Raw genomic sequence first — 10,169 nt, forward strand, 5'->3', positions numbered from 1 at the left:
CAAGTAAGTTGACGAGCAAAATAATCAAACCGGGTCAACGCTTTATCATGACTAACGTTTCGTCTGCACCTATGACGGTGTCCGGTGCTAAACATGCTTTCGATACAACTACCCAAATAGAACCACCCACGATCACCAAAACGCTTGCTCCCGGAGCCAGCTTCAAAGTGAAAAATGTATCGAATGATTCAATCAAGTTGTTAATGAGCGGATCCTATGAATATGCCGAATATAATACGCTGGGCGAAGTCGATGCCTATGATAATTACAGTAGCTTGTCTACGTATTATGTACCTGCGGGTCATCTAGCCGTTTTCACGAATCCGAATAACGCGACTTCAATTACAATCAAAGTTCCAAAAGAACTGGCTCAATACTCCGACTCCGCCAATCCGGCCTTGTATCATCACAATTTGACGCCGGGCGCATCCTTAGAAGCAAGCAATTTAACAGCCGGATATGCAACGATCAAAACAAACAGCCGTTATGACTATGCTTTTTACGACACAACGGGAATCACGAAATATGATGCATCTGCACTGAATACCAGTTTCCGTCCGAATGCCAGCGAACGTGTAGCTTTTACGAATGTGGGAGACACTACGGACGCGATTTACGCACCGTATCAAGCATTCCGCTTCTCTAACCGCGCCCAGCCGATCACATTCAAACGTGTGCTCGAACCGGGACAAACGCTCAAAGCAGTCAATACTTCGCGATATTCGTTCAGTATTGCGGCGGATAACGCGCACCATTATGTCCTTTACAAGCAGGCGGATAATCAGGTCGACAACTTCGATAATTTGGTCAAAGCCAACAGCCATTCGGTAACCAAAGATGAAAAGTTTATCGTGACCAACAGCGGTACGAGTGCCATGACGGTGTCAGGACCTATAGATGCCTTTGATGTGACTAATCGCTCGGAACCGGCCCTTTACAAAGGTTATTTGAATCCGGGTCAGAGCAGTAAATTATTCAACACGAGTCCAGCCAGCTTCAGCATGTATACGGACGGAATTTACGATCAAGCGAGTTACAAAACAGACAGTTCGCTGCGTTCCCTAGATCACGATCGCGCGCAAAGTTCGCTGATCATGTACAGCGGCGAGCGTACCACGATCACGAATGCCGGGGCGTCGCAGTTTGTGCTGCTGACTCCTTATGACGTGACAACGGTGCAGGCGAGTCCAAATCCGGCACTGCTGATCAAGCAGCTTGCGATTAATCAGAGTACGGAGTTTACCAGCAGAGCGGCGACTGCGGAGTCTATTTATTTCACGGGTCGTCATGATCTGATGGATTACGACTCATTGGGAAACCCGGACAGCTACATTAAAAAGTCGACGACCGGTTATTACGGCGTTGCAGCAGCGCAAAAAGTAGCGGTCATGAATACGGATGAATCGCCGATAGAGGTTTACGGGGCTTATGAGCTGTATACGGCAGAGAATCGCCTGAATCCCGTAACGTTCCGACAGGTTTTGAGCCCGAATCAAAGTTTCGATTTCACGAATACGGCGACCAAGTCGTTTTCTATTTCTCCTGCGGGCAAGTATGATTTGGCGCAGTACAATGACAATAAACCGGTGGAGATCCAGCGTGACACCACTTCGTCGACGCAGTTGATTCCTCTGCAGAATCGAATGGCGATCACGAATACGGCTGCCGAACCCTTAATCGTTGAAGGGCCGTACGACGTATTCCAAATGAAAACACGCAGTCATCCGGCTCTGTTCAAACATGCATTGGCTCCTCGTCAAAGCGCGGAAATAACCTATACCGGCAGCGGTTCGGGCGATGTACGACTGACCGCGGTGTACGATTATGCCCGGTTCACAGGTCAAGAACTGGCACAGTATGGTCGGGACTTCAGTGCAGCGACCAAACAGACGATTGATTCGACAGAGCGTCTTGCCGTGATGAATCGAAGCAATGAGATTGCGATAGCTTATGGAGCGTACGATGTGTTCAACGTCGCAGCGAGAGCCAATCCGGTCACGTTCCGTCAAACGCTGAATCAGGGCCAGAGCGTTGACATCGTAAATACGCAACCCAAAGCTTATAACTTGTATTCAGTCGGAGGAAACTTCGACTATGTAGGTCGCTTGGCGAACGGTCTGGTTGACCAAATGGGATTGGATGCCAACCTGTCTACAAAGGTTCAGCAGGCCGATGAAAAGATAGCGATCACGGGTGTTTCAGCTTCGCCTGCGATCATCGAAGGCTCTTTCGATGCTTTCCGTATTACGGCGAGAGTTAATCCGGCGTTGGTCAAGCGTACGCTGCAGGTCGGAGATACGATCGAAGCGACCAATCTGGAAGCTGTTGCTTCCGTACTTCGTATGGGTGGGAAGTACGATATGGCCGAGTTTGAAGCAGACGGCAGCTTCAAGCAGTACTCGAGAGATTTTACATCGGACCAAAGTATTCCGGTAGGCGGAAAAATGGCCGTACAGAACAGCGATACACAGCCATATGTGGTATATGGTCCTTACGAATCGTTCAGAATAACGGCTCGCGCCACTCCGGTAACCTTTAAGAAAGTATTGAGTCCGGGTGAGACGGCGGCTTATATTCAAAACGGCCGTTCGAACATGTATTTACAGGCGGAAGGCGTATACGATTATGCTCTGTTCGATAATGAGGGCAAAGTCAAAGAGTATAACGTGAATGAAGATTCGACCCGGATGATCTATAAAGGGGACCGTATCGTTTTCACTGGAGCATCCAATCAATCGGTTACGATTTCCGGCTCCTATGATGCGTTCACAGCCGATGCAGTGAAGGTCAAGGCTGTGACGGCCAAGGTCCTTGAAGTCGGCGAGACCTACTCGCTGCGCAATATGTCACCCGGATATTTTGCGCTCAAGATCAGTGGTCTTCATTCGTATCAAAGATACGATGTATCGGGTAAGTTGATAGGCTCCAGTGATCGCACACTCATGAATCAAGGGTTCCAATCTTCCGAGCGTCTGGTAATCGGGAATGTGGACGCAGCACCAATCACGGTGCTGGCTCCAACGGAAGCTATCCGTGTCACGCAGGGTGACGACCTGCTGCTCAAATCGCTGGCAAGCGGCGAGAGCATGAAAGCCGTCAACACTTCCGGCAGTGCGGCGCGTCTGAGCATTGACGGGAAATATGATGTCGCCGTCTATGACGCTGCCGGGCAGACAACTGCCAACTACGAGCGCCTGAGCACAGGAGCGTCCGCAGTTGTTCCGGCCGGCGGATACGCGATTTTGACTGGACGCCAGGCTGCGAACACAATCGTTAATGCCAACAAAGACAATTTCTCTTTTGCCAGTCACGATCGAGATGCGCTGTCGATCTACAGCCTGCCCAAAGATAAATGGCTGAAATCGTTCAATGTAACCGATAAGAGCCGTACGCTGAAGGTGAGTGGCAGCTTCACATACCGGATTGAGCAGCAGGCGGAGCAGATTGGTAACGGCCCGCTGTCGATCGGCGGCGGCAACACCGCCACGATCCACAACACCAGCGGCAAAATGGTAGAAGTCTACAGTCCTTACGGTTTGTTCCGTTGGGAAGAGACGACCGAACCGACCATACCGCCGGCTTCGGGTACGCCGGTAGCTTCGCTCAGCCCGTCCGATTATGATGAACAGACGTTCTACGCCGATCCGATCGATACATCGACCGGTGCACAGATCATTACCAATACGATGCTGGTTGCACACGGCAGCGTGAATATTCCTTTCCAAGCCCAATATTATTCCCTGCTGCAAGGCGACGGGGACCTGGGCAAAGGCTGGAGCCATAACTATGAGATCGGCCTGAAGGAGCTTGAAGAAGAGAATGCTGTTCGCGTTCACTGGAGCGCATTCCGTTACAATACGTTCAATCGCAATGCGGACGGCACGTATACGTCGACCGACAAAGCGGCTCGCGACGACCAACTGAAAAAGAATGCCGACGGCAGCTATACGTTGAACCGTTACGAAGGAACAACATATCACTTTACGGCTGAAGGCGTCCTACAATCGATGAATACTGCAGGCGGAGTCGAGCTGACCCTGCAATACGGCACGGACGGCAAGTTGTCTTCCGTGACCGAACCGGCAACCGGCACGAAACTGCGGTTTGCGTATAACGCTGCGGGTCTGGTGACTTCCGTCAGCGATCAGGCGGATCGTACGGCAAGCTTCGCGTATGATGCTGCCGGACGCTTGATCACGCTCACAGACCCTGCCGGGCAAAAAACGGAATACACGTATAACGAGGACGACCGGATCGTCACAGGTGCGTTGGCCGGAAAAGAACGCTTCGCCAACACTTATGACGCCGACGGCAGAGTGCTGAAGCAAACCGACGGTTTGGCGGGCAACTCCACTTCCTTTGCCTACGGTGAAGCCGAAGGTCTGTTCACGACGACGATTACCGACCGCAACGGCCATGTACAGAAACGTATCCATGACGCCAATCACCAATTGGTCGAAGTCCAGGATGCGCTGGCCGGAAAGACGACGTACACGTATGACGAAAAAGGAAACCGGACCGGCATCACGAACGCGCTGGGCCAGACGACCACGTTCGAGCACGATGCCCAAGGCAATGTGACCAAAGCGACCGATCCGTCGGGGCAGTCGATCACCATGACTTATGACGCCCGCGGCGATCTGCTGACCGCGACCGGACCGGACGGAAGCCGCGTCACGAACACGTACGATGCTAAGGGACGTCTACTGAGTACGACCGATACCGAAGGGAATACCGTCACTTACGCCTACAACGACAAAGGCCAGCTTCTGTCGGCGACCGATCCTCAAGGCGGAAAAACGCAGTACGGCTATGAGGATAACCGTCTGATCCGGGTGACCCAATCGACCGGCGAGATCGATACGATCGGTTATGACGCCGCCGGACGGATGGTCAGCCAGACCGACGGCGACGGACATACGTCCGAGATCGTCTACAACGACGGGGAGCAGTTGACGGCCGTTATCAATGCATTGGGTCATCAGACCCGCTATGCTTACGACGACCAGAACAATCTGACGAGCGTAACGGACGCGATGGGCAACGTCACCCGTTACTCGTACGATAACAATGCCCAACTGACGAGCGTGACTGATGCTTTGGGAGGCAAAACCGCGATTCAATATGACGCCGAAGGCCGCATGATCGGCGTGACCGATGCGCTCAATCGCCAGACGACGTTCACTTACGACGAAACTGGCAATCTGTTGAGCGAAACCAACGCCGAGGGAGCGAGCATCCGCTATGCTTACGATGCCCTTGGCCGTCCGACCGAAGCTTATGATGCGCTGAACAACAAAGTGTACACGGTGGAATACGATGCGGCAGGCAACCCGGTCAAAATGACGGATGCGCTGGGCCAGACGTATACCAGCACGTATAACCAGTTGAATCAGCTGACCCAATCGGTCGATCCGCTTGGCCGTACGACAAGTTACGGCTACGACAAACGCAGCCTGCTGACGGGCGTGACCGATGCGCTGCAAGGCCGGACCTCGCAGGCAGCGGATGCCTTGGGTCAGGTCACACAGATGGCGGATGCCAACGGCAACCCGGCGAAGTATGAGTACGATCTGCTGGGACGCCTGACCAACGAGACAGATGCCGCAGGCGGAAGCCGGACCTACACGTATAACAACGTCGGCCTGCTCAGTCAGGATACGGATAAAAACGGCCGGAATACGACCTATTCGTACGATGCCGCAGGCAACGTCAGCCAGTTCACGGACGAGGCTGGAGGCGTGTCGTATCAATACGATGCCAACGGCAATATCCTGTCCGTCACCGGAAGCGACGGCAAAGTCTTGAAGCGTACCTTTGATGCCTTGGATCGCGTGGAGACGTATACGGATGGCGACGGAAACACGATCGGCTATACGTACGATGCGGCTGGGCAACTGACGACGCTGACATATCCGGACGGCAAAAAAGTTCAATATACGTATAATGCGGTCGGCAGTTTGTCTACGGTCACCGATTGGAAAGGTCGGACCACAACCTACGACTACGATGCCAACGGACGTCTGATCTCCACGAATCGTCCGAACGGGACGAGAGAAACGCTTCTGTACGATGCAGCCGGTCAACTGACAAGCGCAGCCGAGCTGAATACGGACGGCAGTATACGGATCGAGACCACATACGCATACGATGCCGTGGGCAATCTGATCCAGGAGAACAGCGGCGAGTTCGAGAATACGCGGAATGATGTCGTGTATGATGAAAACGGCCCGGGTCTGTCTCCGAACTCGGGAGATCTGACGGTTTTGGGCAGCAGCACGGTTCAACAGGATGTATACGGCACATCGGCCGACATGACGGATACCTTGCCGCCTGTTGGACTTTCAAACCTGACAGCGGAGAATCAAAACGCCGCCGGATCCAACGAGACGACCGTCACCCAGGACGTCTACGGATTGTATGGCGATCTGCAGATGACGTACACGACAGATAACCGCCTGGCGACCGTCAATGGCGAAGCTGTCACGTACGATGCGGAAGGCAACATGCTTAGCGGTCCGCTCGGCGGAACGACTCAGGCTTACCGGTATGATGCCCGCAATCGCCTGATCGAAGCCGGCGGCGTCAGCTACGGCTACGACAATGAGAACAACCGCAACTCGATCACGGTAAACGGCGTGACCACGAAGCAGATCATCAACCCGCACGCCGTCTTGTCCCAAGTGCTGATGGAGACCGACGCGGCCGGTACGCCGCAAGCCCGCTACGTCTACGGTCTGGGCCTGATCGGCCGGGAAGATGCGGCCGGCAGCTACCGGACGTATCATTACGACATGCGCGGCAGCACGCTTGCACTGACCGGCGAGCAGGGTCAAGTGACGGATACGTATACGTATGACACGTACGGCGAACGTCTGAGCCACGAAGGGGCAGCGAATCAGCCGTTCCAGTACAATGGACGCGACGGGGTGCAGACAGATACCAACGGTCTATACCAGATGCGTGCCCGTTATTATAATCCGGAGATCAAGCGGTTCGTGAACCGGGATGTGCTGAGCGGCAGCATTGGCAATGGACTGACGATGAACCGGTATGCGTACGTCAACGGCAACCCGGTGTCGTACATCGATCCGTTCGGCTTGAGTGCGGACGGAGCGCCGTGGTGGCAGACCGGAATCGACTTCGGCTTGGATGCCCTGCCCTTTGTCGGCACGGTCAAAGGAATTCAGGAAGTGTTCACGGGCGTGGATCTAATCACCGGACAGCAGTTGTCGGTGACGGATCGGGTCGCGACCGGAGTAGGGACGGCAGCGAGCTTAATTCCGTTCGGCAAGCACATCGGGAAGTATGTAGCGAAGGAAAGCATGGACGGCGGGGCTTGGCTGCTCAGCAAACTGGGCAAAGAAAGTAAAGCGTCCCGATTGGTAAATGGCTGTAACTGCTTTACCGCTGGCACACAGGTGAAGACCGACCAAGGCGACAAGAATATCGAAGAGATCCAAGTCGGCGACCGGGTCCTGTCTCAGGATGACGTGACGGGAGAAGAAGGCTACAAGACCGTCACCGCGACCTTCGATCATGTGGCTGAGGAGATCTACACGATCCATGTCGGCGGTCAGGAGATCGAATCGACGTATAACCATCCGTTCTGGGTGGAAGGAAAAGGCTGGACGTACGTCAAAGACCTGAAGGTCGGAGACGAGCTGGAGCAAGCGGACGGAACGAAGCTTGCGATTGAGCTGATCGAGCAGGAGCAGCGTAACACCCGCGTGTATAACATGACGGTGGACGAGTTCCATACGTATTTTGTGAGTGACCTGGGGATCTGGGTGCATAATACGAATGATGAGAATTGTGATATTGATAAGATTGCAAGGATCATAAACGATATTCCCGGTGTGTGCAAAAAATGGGGAAAGTGTAAGGATTTTGCTGATTCTTTTGAATCAAACCTTAAGAAAAATGGAATATCAGGTCAAAGAATAAATATTATAAGCAGTACAGGTCAGATTTACTCTGAGAAATTAGGACGCAGTGTTACAGATAATGGAGAGCATTCTGCAATCAGAATTGGAGATGTGATCTATGAAAATTTAAATCCAAAAGGAGTCCCCTATAAAGAATGGGCTGGGGACCTAGCTTTAACCGATCCTTTTTTCAAACAGTATTTTGATCTTTCTAAAAGTTATAATTTTTAATCTGAGGAGCTAATGGGGATGAACATTGAAGAACTAATCAGTGCAATCAGGAAAAGACCGGGGATGTTTGTTCAAGATAAGCGACTAGACTATATTAAATACTTCATTACAGGATTCTACTGTCATGGATTTGTATCAAAAACAGTAGCAGTAGTTGATACTCATTTTAGTGAAGAATTTCATAGATGGGTTAAGGGGTGGATCAAAAATAATCTAGGTATTAATTTTGAAGAAGAACATGGATGGTATGAATATATTGCGGCTTCAACTAAAAGTAACGAGGAAGCATTTGAATTATTTTTTAGGCTAACTGATGAGTTTTTCAGAGAATTTCATCAGTTTGATAAGAACTGATATAGAGATTTTTGTTTTAAAGTCGAAATATTTTTAATTATTTGTTGATTGACCGTAAAGAGAACCTTGATGGACTATCTGTCCCCCAAGGTTCTTTTGAATATTTAATCAATAAAACTTCGAGTTATAAGGAGTTGATGATAGTGAATGCAGAATCGGAAAGATTTTTAAAAAAACTTTTAGAGTTCTTTCCCTCCCTTAATGAAGCATATAGAAAATCAATCTTAGATTACGGTGGAGTACTAGAAACTGTAATAATTGAGGACATCTTCATGCCTGAAATAATTGAGCTATTAAGTGAGGGGCAAAATATCGATTTGCTAGAACGTATTTTTGAATATTTTGAGGAAATATCTAATAATGAATATATTCACTTACGGAACGTGTTTTCGTCTACAGTTTTAGAAAAACTGGGCAATGATAAATCTGTTCTAACAATTGCAAAGAAACATATGGGAGCTAAAACGGTACAGCTTCAAATTGAAGCAGATAGATCATTAGGGAGAGTATAATGGTATCAGAGCTTTAAACATGCCAAGTTTCATTCTTGAAAATTCTACGATGTTCTACTTCTGGATTTTAGAAATGTCAAATAAAAAAAGGAAAAAAAGGTGATTAAAATTTTGAGAAAGTCTAATTTAAAGCGAAGCGAATAAGCGGAAGCAGAAATTCACTATAAGAGCGCAAGCGTTCGCCTTTAAAATGTGGAAAACTCCGCTAAATGTTAATCGGTTCTTCCGATTTCAACATGCGACTGGAAATAATTTCTTCGTCAGTCGCTATGCTTTTAAAGTGAATAGTACTTTCTCGATAGACTGGTGGCGCTGAGTATTTTCAGCGTCATCTTTTTTATTTTCTAATCATTAATGTAGAAGAAGTAAAGTGCGATATAGAAGGTAATCATTCTGTTGACCGCTGAACCGAAACGTAAAACTTCACAATTGGAAAGCGAGATGCAGGTAGCATATTTCGGGCGCATCACTACAATTTATAGGTAAGTATGATTATGTCGACTAATAAATAGAGACGAGGGTTTGATGCCAACGGTCTGTACCAGATGCGTGCCCGCTACTACAACCCGGAGATTAAGCGGTTCGTGAACCGGGATGTGCTGAGCGGAAGCATTGGCAACGGCTTGACGATGAACCGGTATGCGTACGTCAACGGCAACCCGGTGTCGTACATTGATCCGTTCGGCTTGAGTGCAGACGGAGCGCCGTGGTGGCAGACCGGAATTGAATTCGGATTGGATGCCCTGCCCTTTGTCGGTACGGTCAAAGGAATTCAGGAAGTGTTCACAGGCGTGGATCTAATCACCGGACAGCAGTTGTCGGTGACGGATCGGGTCGCGACCGGAGTAGGAACGGCGGCCAGCTGGATTCCGTTCGGCAAGCACATCGGGAAGTATGTGGCGAAGGAAAGCATGGACGGCGGGGCTTGGCTGCTCAGCAAACTGGGCAAAGAAAGAAAAGCGTCCCGATTGGCAAACGGCTGTAACTGCTTTACCGCTGGCACACAGGTGAAGACCGACCAAGGCGACAAGAATATCGAAGAGATCCAAGTCGGCGACCGGGTCCTGTCTCAGGATGACGTGACGGGAGAAGAAGGCTACAAGACCGTCACCGCGACCTTCGATCATGTGGCTGAGGAGATCTA

4 protein-coding genes are annotated in these 10,169 nt (G+C 50.5%); all 4 read left to right on the forward strand.

What is annotated here, in order from left to right; genetic code table 11:
* The first annotated feature begins 167 nt into the window (after positions 1–167).
* The gene (locus HOP44_RS23150; protein ID WP_172253550.1) at positions 168–8,159 is read left to right on the forward strand and encodes a polymorphic toxin-type HINT domain-containing protein; all 7,992 of its coding nucleotides are present in this window, start codon (positions 168–170) and stop codon (positions 8,157–8,159) included.
* Positions 8,160–8,177: 18 nt separating this feature from the next.
* Entirely contained in the window at positions 8,178–8,513 is a 336-nt protein-coding gene (locus HOP44_RS11975; protein WP_172253552.1) for a hypothetical protein, read from the forward strand.
* A gap of 137 nt (positions 8,514–8,650) precedes the next feature.
* Complete coding sequence (locus HOP44_RS11980; protein WP_216667557.1) at positions 8,651–9,025, forward strand: DUF7674 family protein; 375 nt, start codon at positions 8,651–8,653, stop codon at positions 9,023–9,025.
* A gap of 584 nt (positions 9,026–9,609) precedes the next feature.
* A partial coding sequence (locus tag HOP44_RS11985) for a pre-toxin TG domain-containing protein (protein WP_343059858.1) occupies positions 9,610–10,169 on the forward strand: 560 nt, incomplete at its 3' end.

The organism is Saccharibacillus deserti, assembly GCF_013618475.1.
GTDB lineage: Bacteria > Bacillota > Bacilli > Paenibacillales > Paenibacillaceae > Saccharibacillus > Saccharibacillus deserti.

What these genes read in the sequence shown, in the direction of transcription:
- HOP44_RS11975 (WP_172253552.1), top strand. Translation starts at nt 8,178, where the DNA reads ATGAACATTGAAGAACTAATCAGTGCAATCAGGAAAAGACCGGGGATG.
- HOP44_RS11980 (WP_216667557.1), top strand. Translation starts at nt 8,651, where the DNA reads ATGATAGTGAATGCAGAATCGGAAAGATTTTTAAAAAAACTTTTAGAG.